At 68.6% G+C, this 18,666-nt stretch carries 17 protein-coding genes; 8 read left to right on the plus strand and 9 right to left on the minus strand.

Annotation, left to right across the window (positions count from 1 at the left end; genetic code table 11):
• Positions 1 to 48: 48 nt before the first annotated feature.
• Both OHA25_RS20200 and OHA25_RS20205 read right to left on the minus strand, forming a co-directional pair.
• The gene (locus tag OHA25_RS20200; RefSeq protein ID WP_327589077.1) at positions 49 to 1,254 is read right to left on the minus strand and encodes a trypsin-like serine peptidase; all 1,206 of its coding nucleotides are present in this window, start codon (positions 1,252 to 1,254) and stop codon (positions 49 to 51) included.
• Positions 1,255 to 1,537: 283 nt separating this feature from the next.
• On the minus strand, positions 1,538 to 2,659 hold the full coding sequence (locus OHA25_RS20205; RefSeq protein WP_327589078.1) for a trypsin-like serine peptidase: 1,122 nt from the start codon (positions 2,657 to 2,659) through the stop codon (positions 1,538 to 1,540).
• Positions 2,660 to 2,943: 284 nt separating this feature from the next.
• On the opposite strand from OHA25_RS20205, the gene OHA25_RS20210 reads away from it, so the two are divergent.
• The 6 genes from OHA25_RS20210 (at position 2,944) to OHA25_RS20235 (ending at position 8,007) form a co-directional block, all read left to right on the plus strand.
• Positions 2,944 to 4,386: an acetyl-CoA synthetase gene (locus OHA25_RS20210; RefSeq protein ID WP_327589079.1), complete on the plus strand. Its 1,443-nt coding sequence runs from the start codon at positions 2,944 to 2,946 to the stop codon at positions 4,384 to 4,386.
• 95 nt (positions 4,387 to 4,481) lie between these two features.
• Positions 4,482 to 4,736, plus strand: coding sequence for a hypothetical protein (locus tag OHA25_RS20215; protein ID WP_327589080.1), 255 nt, complete (start codon positions 4,482 to 4,484; stop codon positions 4,734 to 4,736).
• Entirely contained in the window at positions 4,723 to 5,148 is a 426-nt protein-coding gene (locus OHA25_RS20220) for a type II toxin-antitoxin system VapC family toxin (RefSeq protein ID WP_327589081.1), read from the plus strand. The genes OHA25_RS20215 and OHA25_RS20220 overlap by 14 nt, the downstream gene beginning before the upstream one ends.
• 46 nt (positions 5,149 to 5,194) lie before the next feature.
• Entirely contained in the window at positions 5,195 to 6,091 is an 897-nt protein-coding gene (locus OHA25_RS20225; RefSeq protein WP_327589082.1) for a hypothetical protein, read from the plus strand.
• 33 nt (positions 6,092 to 6,124) lie between these two features.
• Entirely contained in the window at positions 6,125 to 7,081 is a 957-nt protein-coding gene (locus tag OHA25_RS20230) for a zinc-binding dehydrogenase (RefSeq protein ID WP_327589083.1), read from the plus strand.
• Between the two features lie 74 nt (positions 7,082 to 7,155).
• Positions 7,156 to 8,007 carry an oxygenase MpaB family protein gene (locus OHA25_RS20235; RefSeq protein ID WP_327589084.1) on the plus strand — a complete coding sequence of 284 codons (852 nt, stop codon included), beginning with the start codon at positions 7,156 to 7,158 and terminating at the stop codon, positions 8,005 to 8,007.
• A 14-nt stretch (positions 8,008 to 8,021) separates the two neighbouring features.
• Here OHA25_RS20235 and OHA25_RS20240 read toward each other — a convergent pair whose 3' ends face one another.
• From OHA25_RS20240 to OHA25_RS20265, 6 genes are all read right to left on the minus strand, one after another.
• Positions 8,022 to 8,762, minus strand: coding sequence for a PadR family transcriptional regulator (locus OHA25_RS20240; protein WP_327589085.1), 741 nt, complete (start codon positions 8,760 to 8,762; stop codon positions 8,022 to 8,024).
• On the minus strand, positions 8,759 to 9,562 hold the full coding sequence (locus OHA25_RS20245) for a DUF4097 family beta strand repeat-containing protein (protein ID WP_305916791.1): 804 nt from the start codon (positions 9,560 to 9,562) through the stop codon (positions 8,759 to 8,761). The genes OHA25_RS20240 and OHA25_RS20245 overlap by 4 nt, the downstream gene beginning before the upstream one ends.
• A gap of 90 nt (positions 9,563 to 9,652) precedes the next feature.
• Positions 9,653 to 9,832 (minus strand): DUF6104 family protein, encoded by a 180-nt coding sequence (locus OHA25_RS20250; RefSeq protein WP_305916790.1) that lies wholly within the window; start codon positions 9,830 to 9,832, stop codon positions 9,653 to 9,655.
• Positions 9,833 to 9,843: 11 nt separating this feature from the next.
• Positions 9,844 to 11,076 (minus strand): Fic family protein, encoded by a 1,233-nt coding sequence (locus OHA25_RS20255; RefSeq protein ID WP_327589086.1) that lies wholly within the window; start codon positions 11,074 to 11,076, stop codon positions 9,844 to 9,846.
• Positions 11,077 to 11,243: 167 nt separating this feature from the next.
• Positions 11,244 to 14,882, minus strand: coding sequence for a multifunctional oxoglutarate decarboxylase/oxoglutarate dehydrogenase thiamine pyrophosphate-binding subunit/dihydrolipoyllysine-residue succinyltransferase subunit (locus OHA25_RS20260; RefSeq protein ID WP_327589087.1), 3,639 nt, complete (start codon positions 14,880 to 14,882; stop codon positions 11,244 to 11,246).
• A gap of 204 nt (positions 14,883 to 15,086) precedes the next feature.
• Positions 15,087 to 15,731, minus strand: coding sequence for a B3/B4 domain-containing protein (locus OHA25_RS20265; protein WP_327589088.1), 645 nt, complete (start codon positions 15,729 to 15,731; stop codon positions 15,087 to 15,089).
• 76 nt (positions 15,732 to 15,807) lie between these two features.
• Here OHA25_RS20265 and OHA25_RS20270 point away from each other — a divergent pair, with 76 nt between their 5' ends.
• Positions 15,808 to 16,374: a winged helix-turn-helix domain-containing protein gene (locus OHA25_RS20270; protein ID WP_327589089.1), complete on the plus strand. Its 567-nt coding sequence runs from the start codon at positions 15,808 to 15,810 to the stop codon at positions 16,372 to 16,374.
• A complete protein-coding gene (locus OHA25_RS20275) occupies positions 16,371 to 17,780 on the plus strand; it encodes an MFS transporter (RefSeq protein ID WP_327589090.1) in 1,410 nt (469 codons plus the stop codon). Before OHA25_RS20270 ends, OHA25_RS20275 begins: the two co-directional genes overlap by 4 nt.
• Here OHA25_RS20275 and OHA25_RS20280 read toward each other — a convergent pair.
• A complete protein-coding gene (locus tag OHA25_RS20280) occupies positions 17,713 to 18,636 on the minus strand; it encodes a glutathione S-transferase family protein (RefSeq protein WP_327589091.1) in 924 nt (307 codons plus the stop codon). The genes OHA25_RS20275 and OHA25_RS20280 overlap by 68 nt on opposite strands.
• Positions 18,637 to 18,666 lie beyond the last annotated feature (30 nt).

Raw genomic sequence — 18,666 nt, forward strand, 5'->3', positions numbered from 1 at the left:
TCAAGGTCTGGGCTGATCACGTGCAGTGATCGAGCCGTTGCGTATGACTTAGGTCACATTTCCCGGAGTGGACTGTGCGGCGGCGCGTCGGTAGACCTCGCCCGTGGCGCTGTCGAAGTGCGGGGAGGATACCGCGTCGTACAGGCCCTTTGCGTCCCTGTTCCAGGTCAGGCTGTTGACGCCGTTCAGGCTGCCGATCCTGCGGTCCTTGTCGTAGCCGATCACCCATGGGCCGCCGCTCGCGCCAGGGCTGAAGTCGCAGGCTTGGAGCTGCACGCCCTTCTGCAGGTCGAGGCTGGGGGCCACGGTCCAGCGGGTCGGGCCCTCGCGGCACACGCGCAGCTTCGTGCCGTCGTAGGGGTGGGTGCCGTCGGGCTGGGCGCCGGCCGGATAGCCGAACGCGGCCACCGTGTACGTGGCCGGCTTCTTGTTCAGCTCGAGTCCCAGGCCGCCCACGTTGTCCTGGAGCCTGCCCACGTCCTCCATCACGTATTGGCCGTTCTTGGTCGCCCAGGTGAAGCCGCGGTGCACGGTCACGAACGCGTAGTCGTAGTCGTAGTCGCCCTTGCCCGCCCAGTCCTCGTGCATGTTGATCGACGAGCCCACGTAGATGCCGGCCGGCGTCTCGCCATTGGGGCCGGGGTTAGGGACGAAGATCCAGTATTCGGCCGGCTTGGCCTGCCGCGGGTCGTACGCGCAGTGCCCGGCGGTGGAGACCACGCTGCGGTTCTTGGCCGCGACCGCGCTGGCGGAGCACCAGTATTCCTTCTCAGCGAACTTGAAGTAGACCTTGCCCATGGTGCTGGCGACCTTGCTCTTGCGCGGCATCGCGGGCGCAGCGGCCTGTGCGGCGGAGGTGCGCTTGGCGGACGCGGCGAGCGGCGCGGCGGGGCCGGCAGCGGACGCGGCGGCGGAACTGGTCGGGGAGGCGGCGGCGCCCGGCGTGGCGGGGCTGTAGCTGTCGGCCTTCTTGAGCCTGTCCGGCTTCCAGTAGTCGGCGACCCTCTGGACGTCCGTCGCGGTCTTGGCCAGCGGGACGGAGAAGACGGCGGCGGTAGGCGCGGCCCCGGCAGACGCGGCGCCGGCAGATGCGGCCGCGGCAGACGTGGCGCCGGCAGATGCGGCCGCGGCAGACGTGGCGCCGGCGGACGCGGCGCCGGCGGGCCCCGCGTGGGCGACTCCCGTGAAGGCAGGCAGCGTCAGCAGCGCGCTGCTCAGCGCAGCCGCCACCAAGTGCCTTGCCCGGGAGATCATCGAATACCTTTCTTTGGGGCCGTAAGGGTGGATTTTTCCAGATGTACAGAGGGTATTGCAGCTCGGATAGAGATTCGTTACCTGATCTAGGGTCCCTTGTGAACTATAAGCACTCCGTCAGCGGACCACTCATGATACCCCCAAATGATCAGTAAAGACGGTCGTCGCCGCAGGTCAGTAGGGGTGAGAGCGGAGCTCGAATTGCTCATGGAATGGCCGGGGAACCGCGAAGGGGAAGGCCCCGGGATCCCGTACGGGACCCGGGGCCCAGGGTGCCAACTCGTCACGGCATGTTGCCGGTCCACCGGTTGGCGGCGGCCTTGTAGACCTTGTACGTGTCGCCGTTGAAGTAAGGCGACGAGATGTGGTCGTAGCGGTCGTTGCCGTCGGTGTCCCACGCGACGCTGTTCACGCCGACGAGGTAGCCGGTGCGCGACGCGCTCTTGTAGTTGTAGAGGAACGGTCCGCCGCTGGCGCCGGCGGTGAAGGAGCACTTGAACCCGATGTGCTCCTGCAGGTTGTACTTCCTGGCCTCGGGCATCGGCTTGGTCTTGCCGTAGCAGAACTTCATCGTGCGGCCGGTGTACGGCTTGTCGCCGTCGGGGTGCTCGCCCGCCGGGTAGCCGAACGAGAACACGTTCAGCTTCGTGCTCCGGTTCCAGGTGAAGCCCTGGCCGCCGACGTTGTCACCGAGCCGGCCGACGTTCTTGACCGTCCACTGCCACCGGCCGTTGACCTTCTCCCACTTGACCTTGATGCCGTTGTAGACGTTGACGAACGCGTAGTCGAAGTCGTAGTCCTCCTTCACCACGAAGTCGTCGTGCGCGTTGAACGTCTTGGCGGCGTAAATGCCGTAGGGCGCCTTGCCCTCCCAGACCTTGTCGCCGTCCCAGTACGACGGAATGAAGATCCAGTTGTCGTAGAAGGTGTTCTTGCTGGTGTCGTACACGCAGTGGCCGGACGTGGCCACGAGGTTGCGGTACTTGCTCTGCACCGAGCTGGCCGAGCAGTAACGCCAGTTCTTCGGGTTACGCGGGTCGGCCTTCGGCAGCGTGAAGAAAACGCGGCCGACGGTGTTCGGCAGGTTGACGTGCTTGCTCTTCTTGGCCTTCGTCTTCTCCTCGCCGATCGGCGGCACGGAGCCGGGAGGGCCGTCGGGGGTGTCGTTGCTGCCCCTGACGCCCTTCGAGGTCAGGTCCAGGCCGTCGTCGTGGTCGGTGGCCAGCTTGATGCGGTCCGGCGTCCAGAACTGGATCGCCTGCTCGGCGGGGGTGGCGGCGTTCTTGGAGATCACGTCGGAGGGTGCCGTCGCGCTCGCCGCGGCGCCGCTGAGGGGTCCCGCGGCCAGCCCGATGGCCACGAGGCCGGCCAGTGGGATCGCGATGCGCCTTGCTCGGGAAAACATGGAGCTCCTCTCAGTTCTCGGCGGCCCAGAGCGGGGTACTGCGCCCCGGTGGGCCAGGAAAACGATCGGAACGTTAATGAATGGCGTGAGCGGGCGGCCAGGAAACGACGTGAAAAAGCATGGCCCGGTTCCATTCCGTTATAGAAATAGCGAAATCGCATGTATGACGAGAAAGCATTTCCGCAGGTCGCGACGGGCGTGAAATCGCCCTGCGTAACAGTGGTAACGCTAATTATCAAAGGCCACTTCTTATCTACCGAATGTTGTTCTGGTTGAATGGAGTCATGGATCCACGCACCCCCTGTCTCATCGGCATCGCGCAACGCACCATTCGCGAGCAGCCCGGTCCTGAGCCGCTCGACCTGTGGGAGGCGGTCGCCCGCGATGCCGCCGCCGACGCCCGGCTTCCCGTGGAGCGGCTCGACTCGATCCAGATCGTTTACAGCGACTCCTGGCAGTACGACTCACCGGTAGGCCGCCTCGCCGGGCGCCTCGGCGCCGCGCCCCGCCACCGGGCGTACTCCAAGGTCAGCGGTACGGCCCCGCAGCTGCTCATCGGCGCGGCGGCGGCCGGGATCGCGGCGGGGGAGTTCGACTCGGCGCTCGTGGCGGGGGCCGAGGCGCTGGCCACGCGGCGGGCGTACCGGCTGGCGGGCGAGCACGTGCCGTGGAGCCATCCTGCCGACCCCAAGCCGCCGTACGGGTGGGAGCGCCCGCCGCATCCCGCCGAGCTGGCGCACGGGCTGTTTCTGCCGGTGCACACGTACGCGATCATGGAGACGGCGCGGCGGGCGGCGCTCGGGATCTCCATCGAGGAGGAGATGCGCGACCGGGGGCGGATGATGGCGCCGATGACCGAGGTGGCCGCCGCGAACCCGCACGCGTGGCGCCGGACCGTCCGCACACCGTCGGAGCTCGCGCGTGGCGATCGTTTCGTCGGCTGGCCCTACACCAGGAGCACCGTGGCCGTGCTGGAGGTGGACCAGGCGGCGGCGGTCGTCCTGGCCAGCACGCGACTGGCCGACCGGCTCGGGGTGCCCGCGGCGCAGCGGGTGTACCTGCGGGGGTGGGCGTACGGCGAGGACACGTGGGAGGTGGCGGCGCGGCCCGCGCTGGGCGCGTCCCAGGCCATCCCGCGGGTCGCGGAGGCCGCCTTCGAGCGGGCCGGACTGGGGCTCGGTGACATGGACGCGATCGACCTCTACAGCTGCTTCGCGATCGCGTTGCGGCAGGCGTGCGACGCGATCGGGCTCGATCCGCTGGAGCGGCGCGGGCTGACGGTGACCGGTGGGCTGCCGTACGCGGGCGGGCCGGCCAGTGACTACGTCCTGCACTCGACCGCCACGATGGCGGGGCTCCTGCGGGCGCAGTCGGGGCATGGGCTGGTGACCGGGGTGGGGATGCACCTGACCAAGCACACGTACGCGGTGTGGTCGAGCGAGCCGGGCGGGCGACTGGGGGACGCGGCGCCGGTGTTCGTGGCCAAGGGGGTGCCGATCGTGGGCGCCTACGAGGGGCCGGCCGTGGTCGCGGGGTACACGGTGGCGCACGGGCGGGACGGCGGTGCCGAGAGGGGGATCCTCGTGGTGGATCTTCCTGGTGGTGGCGGGCGGGCGCATGCGGTGGTGGAGGGGGCTGAGCTGCTGGCGGATGCCGAGGGCCGGGAACTGGTGGGGGAGGAGGTGCAGCTGACGACGGATGGGAAGGCCAATGTGGCTGCGTGGTGACGTAAAGTAGTCGTCAATCGAGTGACTGTTCGGCTACGCTCCGGGTTGACATTTTGATGTCACGCGCGGACGCTGGAGTCATGCGGAGGACAACGGTGCGCATCGACGAGCAGCTCCTCAACGAGGCGAAGGCGTACGCGGCGCGAAAAGGACGCAGTCTCAACTCAGTGATGGAGGACGCCTTGCGGCAACTCATTCACCGCTCCGCCGACGTCGCGGAACGGCCCCCGATCAAGCTCCCGCTCTCCGGGGACCCCCACGGTCCGAAGCTGATCTGGGCCGACATCAAGGAGCTTCTCTACCAGGACGACGTCGAGCATGTGCTGGGGGCCGGCCATGAGGATGCTTGACACGAACGTGTTCGTCAACGCGCAGCGGCGGGACGCCGAGCAGCACGAGCAGTGCCTTGCCGTGGTCACGGAGCTCCTGCAGGGCGATGAGGCCTATGCCGTCAGCGACTTCGCGCTCAACGGCTTCATCCGCGTGGCAACCGATCCGCGCATTCCCGGCTCCACCTCGTTCGACGAAGCGCGGGAGTTCGCCGACACCGTCCGGCGCCAGCCGCATGCCGTCGTGGTGCACGCCGGTCCGCGCCACTGGGAGATCTTCGTCAAGCTGTGCCGCAAGGCCGACGCGCGCGGCAAGCTCATCCCTGACGCCTACCTCGCCGCACTCGCCATCGAGCACGGTTGTGAATTCGTAACCTGCGACAGGGACTTCGCCAGGTTCGAGGGCTTGCGCTGGCGGTCGCCGCTCAACTGAACTGGAGACGAGGGGCGCAAGCCGCACTACTCGGCAAGGAACGCCGGTGGTTGACCAGTTCGACGTCATCGAGGCGGGCCCGAGTGGCCGCCGCCGGTGGATCGGGGTGGTCGTGGTGGTGGCGGTCCTGGCCGTCCCCGTCATCGGCCTGATCGCCAGCCGGGACCCCGAGCCGCTCCTCCCGACTCAACCCACCCCCGAGCCGATCAGGTCCCTGACCAGGATCGACAGTCCGCCGAACGTCCTGCAGGTCCCGCCCAGGGCGGCCAAGGGCGGCGACGAGGTCATCGAGGTGGTGTTCCCACACGGGGTCCGGGCCGAGGTGCGTTACCCGGCCGAGCTGGAGCTGGCCGAGATGGGGTCGCGGCCTTTCCAAGGTGTGTGGATCGATGGGAGCTACCGGCAGTTAGTGGCACCCTACGGTGGGGAGGTCGAGATCACCCGGGGCGGGCAGCCGATCAGGCACTACGCGTCCAACGTCACGCTCTGGCCGCGCCAGGCGGGCAGCGGCTCCTCCGGCCAGGTGCTGCTGTTCGCGTTCGAGAAGTGGCGGATGGCGATGTACGACCGAGCGCAGGGGCTGGCCTTCGAACAGCGGCTCGCGGTCGCGCGGCGCCTGAAAGGGACGGTGACCAAGGGCGGCTACCTGGTGTTGTCAGCCGACGGGACGGTGCGGCTGGCCGAACCGGGCGAGACCGCTCAGGGAGATCCGGTCGGGCCGCAGCTGTGGTTCGGCGGCGGGGCGAGCGAGATGATCGCGCTCGTGCCCACCCCCGAATGCGCGAAGAAGGCCAGGGTGCCCAACGTGATCGATGGGCGTGGGCGGCCGGCCGAGTCGGTTTGCCGGGGCGACGTGCTGGTCGCCGTCACAGGGCCGGGCCGGTTCAGGCAGATGGCGATCGAGGGGATTCGGGTCACGGTAAAGGGACGGGCCTCCCAGTAAGGCGCGGCCACGTTCGCTTAGTAAGGTGCGGCCATGTTCGCCGTAACCGCCACACAGACCGATCCCGACAACCCGCTCGCCGGACTCACGCTCGGGGAGCACCCGGAGCCCAAGGCGCCGGACGGATGGACGACCGTCTCCGTGCGGGCGGCCGCGCTCAACCACCACGACCTGTGGACGCTCAAAGGCGTCGGCATCAGGCAGGACCGGCTGCCGATCGTGCTCGGCTGCGACGCCGCCGGGGTGGACGAGGACGGCAACGAGGTCATCGTGCACTCCGTGATCGGCACGGGCGCGGACGAGACGCTCGATCCCAAGCGCACGCTGCTGTCGGAGGTGTATGACGGCACCTTCGCCGAGCGGGTGGCCGTGCCGCGCCGCAACCTCGTGCCCAAGCCGTCCGCGCTCAGCTTCGAGGAGGCCGCGTGCCTGCCGACGGCGTGGCTGACCGCGTACCGCATGTTGTTCGACAAGGCCGGCCTTGAGCCGGGCTCCACCGTGCTGGTGCAGGGCGCCGGCGGGGGCGTCGCCACCGCGCTGATCGCGCTCGGCCGGGCCGGCGGCTACCGGGTCTGGGCGACCAGCCGCTCCGAGGCCAAGCGTGATCGTGCGCTCCAGCTCGGCGCCGACCAGGCGTTCGAGACCGGCGCGCGGCTGCCCGAGCGGGTGGACGCGGTCATGGAGACCGTCGGCCAGGCCACCTGGGACCACTCGCTCAAGTCGCTCAAGCCCGGCGGGCGCATCGTCGTCAGCGGCGCCACCAGCGGCGCGGTCCCGTCCGCAGACCTCAACCGGGTCTTCTTCCTGCAGCTGTCGGTGGTCGGGTCCACGATGGGGACGCGTGACCAGCTCCAGCGCCTGGCCGTGTTCCTGGAGCAGACCGGGCTGCGGCCGCAGATCGACCGGACGCTGCCGCTCGCGCAGGCGCGGGACGGGTTCGCCGCGATGGAGGAAGGGGAGATCTTCGGAAAGATCGTTTTTGCGGTGTGAATAAGTGAAGGGTTACTTCTGGCCTCCTGGGTGATAGAAGGAAATGAGGTTGGATCAACCGGGAGGCCGCCATCATGGACGTTGAGCCCTTCGGCCCGGGTTCGATGCACTGGGACACCGCGGGCGAATATCGCAATCTGCTCGTCGCCGGAAGCGCGCTGGTGCTGCAGACGATGCATCCGGCGGTCGGCGCGGCCGTGGCCGAGCACTCCACCTACAAGGACGACCCGTGGGGGCGGCTCACCCGCACGCTGGAGTCCGTGCAGAAATGGGTGTACGGCGACGGGCCGGCCGAGGGCGAGCGGCTCCGGCGGATGCACAGCACGATCGGCGGCGTGGACGAGCAGGGTCGGCCCTACCACGCGCTGAACGGCGAGGCGTGGGCCTGGGTGCACCTGTCGTTGTTCGAGCGCTTCATCGCGCTCAACCGCTCTTTCGGCACGCCCCTCACCGTTGCGCAGGAACGCCGGTTCTACGCCGAGTCGCGGCAGCTCGGGGCCATCCTGAAGGTGCCCGAGCGGGAGATGCCGGCCGACCTGGACGCGTTCTGGCACTACTTCGACGACATGGTGGCCGACCGGCTGGAGGCCCACCCGACCGCGCTGGAGGTGTTGTCGGTCCTGCGCGGCACCCCGGCGCCTCCAGGGCTCCCCAGGCCGCTGCGCCGGCTGTGGACGCCCGTGGGGGTGGGGTCGGGGGAGTTCAACCACTTCGTGACCGTCGGCACCCTGCCGCCGGCCGTACGCGCGAAGCTGGGGCTGCGATGGACGGCCCGGGAGGAGCGGCGGCTGCGGCATCTCGGGCACGCGGTGGCGGTGCTGACGCCGCGCCTGCCCGAACGCCTGCGTTACATGCCGATCGCCTACCACGCGCGCAAGGCCGCACGGATCTCCCGCCGCCTCGAGCGCCAGCTCCGCTCCGCGTAGCGCGCGAGATCAGGTCAGGGCTCGAGGATGTCGCGGATGCGGCGGCCGGCGTCGTCGAGCGTCTGACGCAGCTCGGCCAGCATCTCCGGCGTCAGCCGGGCCTGCGAGGCCTCCTGCCGGGCCTGGGCGACGAAGTCGGCCAGCAGCTCGCCCAGCTCGGCATCGAGATCGGCGCGGCTGGGCGCCTCGCCGCCGAGCGTGGCCCAGACCTCCGTCCAGATCCTGCGCCACTCGCCGGCCAGCCGCTCACCCTGCCCCTGCCACTGGTAGGCGTGCTCCGTCCACTGCCGCTTCTGCTGCTCCCGCAGCCGCTTGAGGTCCTCCTTCTGCTGCTGCCTGAGCCGCCTGTCGTCCTCTTTGGCGCCGGTGCGCACGTCCTTGGCCATCCGCGTCAGCTCGTCGCGCAGGGACCTGACCGTGTCGCGGACGTCCTCCTTGACCTCGCGGGCGATGTCGCGAACCGAGGCGGAGATCTCCTGTTCCAGGTCGTCGAGCTCGTCGAGGCGGGCGTTCAGCTCGTCGCGGCCCTTGTCGGTGATCGAGAACACCTTCTTGCCCTCGACCACCTCATGCGTCACCAGGCCCTCCTCCTCCAGGCGGGCCAGGCGTGGGTAGATCGTGCCGGGGGAGGGCGAGTAGACGCCGAGGAAGCGGTCCTGGAGCAGCCTGATCACCTCGTAACCGTGGCGCGGGCTCTCCTCCAGCAGCTTGAGCAGGTACAGCCGGAGCCGGCCGTGACCGAATACAGGGCTCATTCCTTCTCTCCCTTGAGCAGCGTGACCTCACCGGAGACCGTGATCGCCGACACCGAGGCCATGCCGCCGCCCAGCCGCCCCGACATCGTTTTCGTGCCTGGGCTGCTCATGGTGGACAATTCCTCGAACGTGCTCACTAGCCTGCCGGACGTGGAACGCACCCTGACGTCCGCGTCCGCGTTCTCTGGCAGTCTGACCAGGATGTCACCGGAGACGCTGTTGAGCGTGACATGACCCGTGGGTTGCAGCGCGAGATCCGCGGTGATGCGGCCGGAGACGGTGTTCGCCCGCAGCCGGCGCGGCGTGCCGTCGGCCACGGTCAGATCTCCTGAGACGCTCTTGAACGCCAGATCGCCGGCCATCGCCCGGCTTTCGACCGCGCCCGAGACGGTCGTGGCGCTGACGTCGCCGCTGACCCCGTCCAGCACGATCTCCGCGCTCACGCTCCTCACCTGGGTCATCTTCTCGAACCCGGCCACCACGGCGGGCGCGGACACCACGCCTGCGTTGACGCTGCAGCCCTTCGGCACGGTGATCGTCAGGACCGTCCTGCGCCGGTCGCGCCGCAGCCAGCCGAGCAGGCCGTCCCAGGTGAGGTCCTTGTACGCGACGATGAGCTCCTTGGCGTCCTCGTCATAGGTCACCATCAGCGGCGAGGCCGACTCGAACTCGGCGACCTCGAGAGTGGGCGGGCCCTCGCTGGCCAGCACGTCCAGCCGCCCGGCGACGATCCGCACGTCGAGCGACTCCACTGGGCCGAACGTCAGCTGTTCCGGTGCCTCGATCGTCCACTGCTGCATGATCCCCGCCCTCCTGGCGACACATCCCTATGTAAGACACGATATGTCGCGTCTAGCCAAAACTCAAGATGTATCGCGTCTATCGCGGGGTTACTCGTCGTCCTCGTCGTCGAGCCGCGCCAGCCACGTGGCCAGGCGCTCGACCGGGATCTCGAACTCGGGGTTGAGGTCCACGAACTCGCGCAGCCGCTCACCCAGCCACAGCAGGCTGACCTCTTCCTCACCCCGCCGTTCGACGAGTTCCTCGATCCCCCGATCGGTGAAGTACATCATGCTCCCATTCAGTCCGTACGCAGCCGTGACGCCAGGTCGCCGACCGGTATCCAGGCATCGGCGCGCCCTCGTCTGACTTTAGTGAGTAGCCCGCGGTGCTCCAGCTCGCGCAGGTCGGTTCTGGCCGTCTGGAGCACGATTTGGTGGCCGGCGGCGTGGGAAGCCACGGTGTACTCGGCGCTGGGATGGTCCGCGGCATGCGCCAGAAGGGCGATCTGCCGGGCGTTGAAGGCCCCCTTGCGGGCACGGGCCAGATAGGCCTGGACCTCGCGGGTCTCGGCGATCTTTTTGTCGAGGTAGGCATGCAGGTCGTCGATGGCACGGCGTAGGACGTCGAGCTGGTGGATGACGAAGTAGGTGAGGTCGTTCTCGTCCTGCTCGACGTGCAGGAAGCTGCGGCCGTAGCGGGCGGGTGAGTTCTTCAGGATCCGGGAGATCGAGATGAACTCGGTGAGCCAATAGCCCTGATTGAGCATCGACCAGTAGAACAGCGCGCGTGCCGTCCTCCCGTTGCCGTCCTCGAACGGATGGTCGTAGGCCAGCATGAAATGCACTGCCACAGCCCTGATCACCGGAGGCACGTACGTGGTGTGCGAGTTGCCGTTGGCGAAGTCGCACAATCGTTGAATCCGCTCAGGCAGTTCCTCGGCGGGGGGAGGCTCGTGCAGGATCTCGCCGTAGGTGTCGGCGACCACGACGCGTTTCTCGCCCGGCAGCTGGAAGCGGCCCGCGGCGGCCGGGTTGTGCAGGGTGCCTTCGGTGACCATGCGCTGGATGTCGCAGATGAGAGCAGGCGTCAGGGGCTCGTTGCGCAGCTCGCCGATGCGGCGCATGACGAGGTAGTTGTTGCGGATCATGAGCTCGTCGACCGTCTGCGGCTTGCGGCCACTGCGCAGCATGTCCTTGGCCACCATGTACGTGGTCGCGGCACCTTCGAGCTGGCTGGACGTGATGGCCTCTTCGATCAGTGAGCTGATGAGATAGCGGTCGCGGGTCAGCGGGTTGGCAACGGGCTCCGGCGTGCCGATCCGGCCGCTCAGGTCGCGGTTGAGCGCCTCCAGGCCCCGTAGCACCTCATCCGGCAGTGCGTAGGTGAAGGGCGCGCCGGCCGAGTCCGCCAGAGGGAGATCCCGTCGCATGCCGAGCCGTGCCATCTTGAGGCCGAGCCACCACTGCTTGTGCGTCAGACCGGCCGGCGGCGTGCGACGGCGAACCTCGTCCCAGGGCAGGTAGCGCTCCATGGAATCGACTGCTGACAGCAGCCAGAGACTGTCGGCTTCAAGCCATAGCTCCCGCCACGGTGGCGGTTTCTGAGGTTGGCGCAACGGACCACCTACTAAAATTGGCAGTTGTTAGCTGCTAATTAGCTGCTAACAACTGCCAATTTAGCAGTTGGCTGGCTGGATCGTCAGCCGTAGACCTGGTGGAGGATCTCCTCCAGCTCGGTGTCGTGGCCGTGGTGCGAGCCCGTCGCCGGCGAGCTGTTGGGCGTGCGCGACACCCGCCGCACCGGCCGGCCGCCCAGCGTCTGCGGGTCCTCGGCCAGCTTCAGCGTCAGGTAGGGCCACGGCCCCATGTTGGCCGGCTCGTCCTGGGCCCAGATCAGCTCCACCTGCGCGCCATAGCGGCCCAGCTCGGCCTGCAGCTCCTCCGCCGGGAACGGGTAGAGCCGCTCCAGCCGGACGAGGGCGACGTCGTCGCGGCCCGTCTTGTCACGCTGCGCGGCCAGCTCGTAGTAGAGCTTGCCGGAGGTGAGGACGACCTTGGTCACCTTGGCCGGGTCGACGGTGGTGTCGCCGAGGACCGGCTGGAAGGTGCCCGAGGTGAAGTCGGACGCCTTGGAGGTGGCCGCCTTGTGGCGCAGCAGCCACTTCGGTGTGAAGACCACCAGCGGCTTGTGCCGGTTGGACTCCACCTGCCAGCGCAGCAGGTGGAAGTAGTTGGCCGGCGTGGTGGGCTGCGCGACCGTCATGTTGTCGAGCGCGCAGACCTGCAGGAACCGCTCGATGCGGGCCGAGGAGTGGTCGGGGCCCTGACCCTCGAAGCCGTGCGGCAACAGCAGCACGACCGAGGACTTCTGCCCCCACTTCTGCTCGCCCGACGAGATGAACTCGTCGATGATCGTCTGGGCGCCGTTGACGAAGTCGCCGAACTGCGCCTCCCAGAGGACCAGGGCGTCCGGGCGGACGACGCTGTAGCCGTATTCGAAGCCGAGCGCCGCGAACTCGCTGAGCAGCGAGTCGTAGACGTAGAGCTTCGTGGTGCCCTGGTTGAACGCCTTCAGCGGGGTGTGGTCGGCGCCGGTCATCCGGTCCACCAGCACCGCGTGGCGCTGGGTGAACGTGCCGCGCCGCGAGTCCTGGCCGACCAGCCGCACCGGGTGGCCGTCCATCAGCAGCGAGCCGAACGCCAGCGTCTCGCCCATCGCCCAGTCGATCGCGTCCTGCTCGACCATCTGGCCGCGGCGCTGCAGCACCGGCGCCAGGCGCGGGTGCGGCGTGAAGCCGTCGGGCAGGTTGAGCTGGGTGTCGACGATGCGCTTGAGCGTCTCGTCACTGATCGCGGTCGGCGTGTCGTCGTGCGACCACTTGACGACCTCGGTCGGCGGCACCCGCATCGCGGCCGCCTCCGCCGGCTTCTTGGCCGCCTCGCGGACCTCGGTGAACGCCTGCTCCAGCTTGGCCTGGTAGTCGCGCAGCGCGGACTCGGCCTCCTCGACCGTGATGTCGCCCCGGCCGATCAGCGCCTCGGTGTAGAGCTTGCGGGTCGAGCGCTTGGCGTCGATGAGGTCGTACATCAGCGGCTGGGTGAAGGCGGGGTTGTCGCCCTCGTTGTGGCCGCGGCGGCGGTAGCAGATCAGGTCGATGACCACGTCCTTGCGGAACGCCTGGCGGTATTCGTAGGCCAGCCGGCCCACGCGGACCACCTGCTCGGGGTCGTCGCCGTTGACGTGGAAGATCGGCGCCTGGATCATCCGCGCCACGTCGGTGGCGTAGACCGACGAGCGGGACGAGGCGGGCGAGGTCGTGAAGCCGACCTGGTTGTTGACCACCACGTGCACGGTGCCGCCGGTGCGGTAGCCGCGCAGCTGCGACAGGTTGAGCGTCTCGGCCACGACGCCCTGGCCGGCGAAGGCCGCGTCGCCGTGGATGAGCACGGGCAGGACGGTGAAGCCCTCCTCACCACGCTCGATGAGGTCCTGCTTGGCGCGGACGACGCCCTCGAGCACCGGGTCGACCGCCTCCAGGTGGGAGGGGTTGGCGACCACGGACGCGGAGATCGTGTTGCCGCTCGGCGAGGTGAACTCGCCGGTCGCGCCGAGGTGATACTTCACGTCACCGGAGCCGTGCGCGGTGCGCGGGTCGATGTTGCCCTCGAACTCGCCGAAGATCTGGGCGTAGGACTTGCCCACGATGTTGGCCAGCACGTTGAGGCGGCCGCGGTGGGCCATGCCCATGACGACCTCGTCGAGGCCCTCGTCGGCGGCGTCGCTGATCACCGAGTCGAGCAGCGGGATCAGGGACTCGCCGCCCTCCAGCGAGAAGCGCTTCTGACCGACGAACTTGGTCTGGAGGAACGTCTCGAACGCCTCGGCGGTGTTGAGCCGCGACAGGATGTTGAGCTGCTCGTCACGCTCGGGCGACTTGTGCGCCTTCTCCACCCGCGCCTGGATCCAGGCCCGCTCTTCCGGGTTCTGGATGTGCATGTACTCGATGCCGACCGTGCGGCAGTAGGAGTCACGCAGCACGCCCAGGATGTCACGCAGCTTCATCAGCGGCTTGCCGCCGAAGCCGCCGGTGGCGAACTCGCGCTCCAGGTCCCACAGCGTCAGGCCGTGCGACTGGATGTCGAGGTCGGGGTGCTTGCGCTGCTTGTATTCCAGCGGGTCGGTCTCGGCCATGAGGTGGCCGCGCACCCGGTAGGCGTGGATCAGCTCGATCACGCGGGCGGACTTGGCCACGTCGTCGTCGTGGGTGGCGGAGATGTCCTGGACCCAGCGGACCGGCTCGTAGGGGATCCGCAGCGCCTCGAAGATCTCGTCGTAGAAGCCGTCCTCGCCGAGCAGCAACCGGTGGATCTGGCGCAGGAAGTCGCCCGACTGGGCGCCCTGGATGATCCGGTGGTCGTAGGTGCTGGTCAGCGTCATGACCTTGGAGACGGCCAGCCGCGACAGCGTGTCGGGCGAGGCGCCCTGGTATTCGGCCGGGTATTCCATCGCGCCGACGCCGATGATCGTGCCCTGGCCCGGCATCAGACGCGGCACCGAGTGCACCGTGCCAATGGTGCCCGGGTTGGTCAGCGAGATCGTGGTGCCGGCGAAGTCGTCGACGCCCAGCTTGCCCGCGCGGGCCTTGCGGACGACGTCCTCGTAGGCCATCCAGAACTGCCGGAAGTCCATCTCCTCGGCGCCCTTGATCGAGGGCACGAGGAGCTGGCGCTCGCCGTTGCTCTTCTGCACGTCGATCGCCAGGCCGAAGCCCACGTGCGCGGGCTTGACCAGCGTCGGCTTGCCGTCGACCTCCGCGAAGGAGTAGTTCATCTCCGGCATGGCCTTCAGCGCCTTGACGATCGCGAAGCCGATCAGGTGCGTGAAGGAGACCTTGCCGCCACGACCCCGCTTGAGGTGATTGTTGATCACAATGCGGTTGTCGATGAGCAGCTTCGCCGGGATGGCTCGCACACTCGTCGCGGTCGGGACCGACAGCGACAGGTCCATGTTGGCCGCCGTGCGGGCCGCGGCGCCGCGCAGCTTGACCTCTTCGGCGTCCTTGGGGACCGGAGTGGCAGGCTGCTTCGGCTTCTCGGCCGCCGGTGGCGCCTTGGGGGGCGCCGGGGTGGGAGCGGGGGCGGTCACAGTGCCGTTCGCCGCTTCTTTGACCGGGGTACGGCCCGGTCCGTAATCAGGGTTGTAGTCAGCGAAGAAGTTCCACCAGGCCTTGTCGACCGACTCGGGGTCCTGGAGGTACTTCTGATAGAGCTCGTCGACAAGCCACTCGTTCTGTCCAAAGCTTGCCAGCGGGTTTGCCCGCGACGACTCAGACGACACGGCGGAAATCGCCCTCTTCCGCAGATCGGCGTTGATGTTAGAGAACCTGTCCAAGGCTACTCGCCCGGACTGGCAGCATGCGCCCGGGAGCCCGTGCCGCCTCGCACGATCCTCTCAAGACCGCGCAAAGAGGTCACGACCCCCTCGTCAATCCAGGTGGTGCCGCGTTTGTTGCTGTTTGGTATCAACACTAGGACATCGGGTTTATTTCCCACTGGACAGAAGTCTGCTAGCGATCCGCACCTCAGGGGACAACTGGGACAGAAGATCGGCGAGTTCCTCGCCGGCCTCCTTGAGCTCCTCCACCGACATCGGCTCCAGCCGCTCCAGCAGGAAGATCGCGTTCGTGGTCTCCTCGGTGAGGCGCGTGCGCACCACCTGACGCCAGTTCCAGCGGCGGCAGGTGACGCCGGCGTCGTCGCGCCAGATCACCTCGCCCGGCTCCGGCGTGCCGAGGGCCTCCTCCGACGCCTCGTCGCCGGCGGCCCTGACCAGTCGCGCCGGGCCGACGTAGCGGTCGAGGTCCTCGCCGCCGATCGGCAGCGCGTGCTTCACGCTGATCGAGTTGTACGCGTCCACGGCCCGGTTGATCTCCGGCAGCGGCATGCGCCGGGTGAGGGCGTCGACCGAGGGCCGGGTCCGCTGCGGCTTGGCCCCGAACGCGCGGTAGGCCTCCTTCCACGCCTCGATCTTCACGCTCTGCACCTCGCACTCGGAGGCCGCCGCCAGCCAGGCGCGGGAGCGGTCGTCGGTCGGCCCGTTGTGGAGCCCGTGCGCGGTCATGACCAGGACCGCGAAGTCGGGACGTAGTTCGAAGACGGCGTCGTCCACCCAGATGTCATCAAGCACGCCGCCCAGTTTATGAGCCCGGCAGTATCGCCAAATTCTCTTTGCAAAATTGTCTTTGCGGTTTAGGGTTGGCGTTGTGGAGGAGCAATACAAGATCAATGATCCGCAGGTGCTCAAGGTGGTCGCCCACCCGCTGCGGGTGCGCCTGCTCGGCCTGCTGCGCACCGACGGCCCGGCCACGGCCAGCGAGCTGGGCCGCAAGGTCGGCGAGAGCTCCGGCTCGACCAGCTACCACCTGCGCGAGCTGTTCAAATACGGCTTCATCGAGGAGGACGACGAGCAGCGCGACGGGCGCGAGCGGCGCTGGCGCTCCCGCCACCGCTACACCTCGTGGGATGCCGTCGAGATGTCCGGCACCGCCGAAGGGCGCGAGGCCGTCAGGATCATGCACCTGCGCCAGGTCGAGATGGTCGGGCGGGTGATGGAGGAGTTCGACCTCGCCGACTGGCCGCGCGAGTGGGTGGACGCCTCAGGAATGAGCGACCACATCCTCCAGATGTCGCCGGCCGCGTTGCGCGAGTTCCACGACAAGGCCGAGGCGCTGCTGCTCGACCTGGCCGCCCGATATGCCGACGACCTCGAGGCCAGGCTGGTCCACGTCTGGATGGGGTCCGTTCCGCGCACACGACAGGAGGACCCGTGACCGCTCCCCGCGTTAAATGGTCGCGCTCACTTGGCCCTCGCTGGTCACGCGGGCTACCGCTCTCGGGCCTGAACGTTCGCCGCTCCGCGTTACGCCGCTACCTGCTCGTCTGTTTCCTGACCTGGCTGCCCCTCGGGCTCATGATGGCCTCCATGGTGCTGCTGCTGGCCGGGAGAGGTCTCAGCCTGGCGCAGATCGGCCTGGTGGTGACCGTGTTCTCGATCGTCACCGTTGGCCTGGAGCTGCCGACCGGCGGGCTGGCCGACGTCGTGGGGCGGCGCGTGGTGCTGGCCGCCTCCGCCGCGTTCCTGGCCGCGGCTCTCGTGATCATGAGCGTGGCCACGACGTTCTGGATGTTCCTGGTGTGTGGCGTGCTCAAGGGCGTCGCCAGGGCGTTGTCCAGCGGGCCCGCCACCTCCTGGTATGTCGACACGCTGCACAGGATCGAAGGGCCCGGCGCCGACCTCAAGCCTGGGCTGGCCCGGGGCGGCGCGGTGGAGTCGGTGTCGCTGGCCGCCGGCGTGCTCGCCGGTGGCGCCCTGCCGCTCCTGGTGCCGCCTGAGCTGATGTTCCCGTTGGCGGCGCCGAGCCTGGTGGGCGCACTGGCCGCCGCTGTCCTGCTGGTCGTGGTGCTGCTCGCGCTGCCCGAGCCGGGGCGCGGGTCGCCTGGCGGCGCGCTGAGCGAGCCCGCGCGCGCCCGCGGATCGCTCGGGAACGTGCTGCGCGACGTGCCCGCCAGGGTCGCCTCCGGTGTGCGGCTGGCGGTCGGCGGCCCCGTCCTGCGGCGTCTGATGCTCGCGGCCGCGAGCTCCGGCGTGATGCTGATGTCCATCGAGCTGCTCACCCCGGGCCGCCTGGCCGAGCTGGCTGGCAGCGCGGAGCAGGGCAGCATGGCGTACGCCACGGTCGCCGCGCTCGGGTTCGCGGGCAGCGCCGCGGGCAGCGCACTCGCGCCCCGCGTGGCGCGGCTGGTCGGCGGCTCGGCCAAGGGCGCGATCGCGGGTGTCGTTCTGGCCGCACTATCGGTCGGCGCGCTGGCCGCGACGGCCGGGCTCGGCGGCGCGGCCGGGCTGCTGACGGCCGGGGTGGCCTACGTCGTGCTGTTCGTCGGGCACTCCGTGGCCGGACTGCTGTGCCTGGAGATGACGCACAACGCGGTCACCGCCGCCGAGCGCACCACCGTGTCCTCGACGGCCTCGCTGTCCCTGCAGTCCGGCGGGATCCTGGGCAACCTGACGCTCGGCGCCCTGGCCGCGCAGGCAGGCGTGGCCGCCTCCTGGGCCGTCGCCGCGACCGTGGTGCTGGCCTCGGCTCTGCTGTTCGTACGGATGCCTGCGCCTACGGTGTTGAATGGTCGCGCTCACTCGGCCCTCGCTGGTCACGCGAGCTACCGCTCTCGGGCCTGACCGTTCGCCGCTCCGGTCTCCAGTCCAGCTCCGGCCCTACCGGCACGATCCGGCTCGGGTTGATGTCGGTCTGGGTGATGTAGTAATGACGCTTGATCTGGTCGAAGTCGGTGGTCTCGCGGAAGGCCGGGATGGCATAGAGCCTGCGCGCGTACGCCCACAGCGCCGGATAGTCGATCAGCCGCCGGACCGAGCACTTGAAGTGCGCGTAGTAGACGCTGTCGAACCTGGCCAGCGTCGTGTAGAGGCGCACGTCGCTGTCGGTGAGGGTGTCGAAGAGGTAGTCGGACTCCGCCAGGCGCACCTCGAGGAAGTCGAGTGTGGTGAAGACCCGCGACACCGCCTCCTCGTACGCCTGCTGGTCACGGGCGAAGCCCGCCTCGTACACCGCGTTGTTGAGGCCGTGATAGAGGCGGTCGTTCATGATGTCGATGTCGGGGCGTAGGCGCTCGGGATAGAGGTTGGGGACGGTGCCCCATGACATCTCCAGATCGAGGGTGATCTGCGGGAAGTCGTTGGTGACGATGCGCTTGTCCCGGGTGTCCCAGATGCACGGGACGGTGTAGCGGCCCGTGTAGCCGGGGTCGGTCGCGTGATAGAGCTCCGACAGATACTCCGGGTCGCCGCCGGGGATGCGCCAGCCCTTCTCGTCCCTGATGGGGTCGACGATCGTGACGTCCAGCAGGTCCTCCAGGCCCAGCAGTTTCCGTACGATCAGCACGCGTTGCGCCCACGGGCAGGCGTAGGAGGCGTAGACCCGGTACCGGCCGGGTTCGGGAGGGCCGATCCGTTCCGTGAAGCGGTTCGGCTGCCGGACGAAGCGGCCATCGCCTGAAATCTCGCGGCTCAGCTTCATGGCTCCCAGTAGAACACGATTCGGATCCAG

The organism is Nonomuraea sp. NBC_00507, assembly GCF_036013525.1.
Classification (GTDB): domain Bacteria; phylum Actinomycetota; class Actinomycetes; order Streptosporangiales; family Streptosporangiaceae; genus Nonomuraea.

Bases quoted from the DNA above. Each gene is read 5' to 3' on its own strand.
- OHA25_RS20250 (WP_305916790.1), bottom strand. From the start codon at position 9,832: ATGTACTTCACCGATCGGGGGATCGAGGAACTCGTCGAACGGCGGGGT.
- OHA25_RS20205 (WP_327589078.1), bottom strand. From the start codon at position 2,659: ATGTTTTCCCGAGCAAGGCGCATCGCGATCCCACTGGCCGGCCTCGTG.
- OHA25_RS20240 (WP_327589085.1), bottom strand. From the start codon at position 8,762: ATGAGCCCTGTATTCGGTCACGGCCGGCTCCGGCTGTACCTGCTCAAG.
- OHA25_RS20280 (WP_327589091.1), bottom strand. From the start codon at position 18,636: ATGAAGCTGAGCCGCGAGATTTCAGGCGATGGCCGCTTCGTCCGGCAG.
- OHA25_RS20245 (WP_305916791.1), bottom strand. From the start codon at position 9,562: ATGCAGCAGTGGACGATCGAGGCACCGGAACAGCTGACGTTCGGCCCA.
- OHA25_RS20235 (WP_327589084.1), top strand. From the start codon at position 7,156: ATGGACGTTGAGCCCTTCGGCCCGGGTTCGATGCACTGGGACACCGCG.
- OHA25_RS20210 (WP_327589079.1), top strand. From the start codon at position 2,944: ATGGATCCACGCACCCCCTGTCTCATCGGCATCGCGCAACGCACCATT.
- OHA25_RS20220 (WP_327589081.1), top strand. From the start codon at position 4,723: ATGAGGATGCTTGACACGAACGTGTTCGTCAACGCGCAGCGGCGGGAC.
- OHA25_RS20230 (WP_327589083.1), top strand. From the start codon at position 6,125: ATGTTCGCCGTAACCGCCACACAGACCGATCCCGACAACCCGCTCGCC.
- OHA25_RS20255 (WP_327589086.1), bottom strand. From the start codon at position 11,076: ATGGAGCGCTACCTGCCCTGGGACGAGGTTCGCCGTCGCACGCCGCCG.
- OHA25_RS20200 (WP_327589077.1), bottom strand. From the start codon at position 1,254: ATGATCTCCCGGGCAAGGCACTTGGTGGCGGCTGCGCTGAGCAGCGCG.